The sequence below is a fragment of the Komagataeibacter kakiaceti JCM 25156 genome (assembly GCF_000613305.1).
In genome coordinates this window covers 1-603 of the sequence record NZ_BAIO01000887.1, presented here as the reverse complement: position 1 = coordinate 603, position 603 = coordinate 1, and the positions used below count along the sequence as shown (strand labels likewise).

The following is a 603-nucleotide window of genomic DNA, read 5'->3' as shown; positions in this document are numbered from 1 at the left end:
CGACCTGATCCGCGTCGGCCGATGAATCCCCGAACACCCGCACGGACAGACGCCCCACGGCTGACGCCACGCGGTCGCAGTACAGATCGAACGTCGCCTCGTCCGGCGCGACGACGGGGCCGCGCGCGTCCATTTCCATCCCGTCGATCACGGCGGCGAAATCCGCGCGCCGCAGGTCGAAACGGCGGATGGTGGCCATCAGCACACGGTCGATGCCGTCGCGCGCCTCACCGGCGTAAAGCCGGTCGATGCGCGCGCGCCATTCCTCCAGCCTGCGGCATTTGTCTTCCGCTTCACCCGCGTCATCGGCCACGTCATCGACCAGGCGGCAGAAGGCGTAGACCGCGAACATGCCATACCGCCGTTCGGGCGGCAGGATGCGCATGCCCTTGCCAAAGGAGGTGCCCGAACGCACCACCACCCGTTCGACCGCCGCCAGATCGGCGGGATCGCAGCCCAGTACCGGGGCTTCATCATGCCGCGCGCGCAAAAAACCCATTCCCGCGTGTTCCGTTCACTTTACGAATTACAGTCCGCCTGTTCTTAGCGGCAATCGCGGCCAAGGACAAAATCCGGCCCTAGGCCAGCGTGCGGAGCGCGCCG

1 protein-coding gene is annotated in these 603 nt (G+C 67.0%); it reads right to left on the bottom strand.

Going from position 1 to position 603, the window contains the following annotated elements; translation table 11 throughout:
- Window positions 1-499, bottom strand: a 499-nt coding sequence (locus JCM25156_RS19800) for a squalene/phytoene synthase family protein (RefSeq protein ID WP_025814522.1), incomplete at its 3' end; no start/stop codon positions are given.
- Window positions 500-603: the final 104 nt, after the last annotated feature.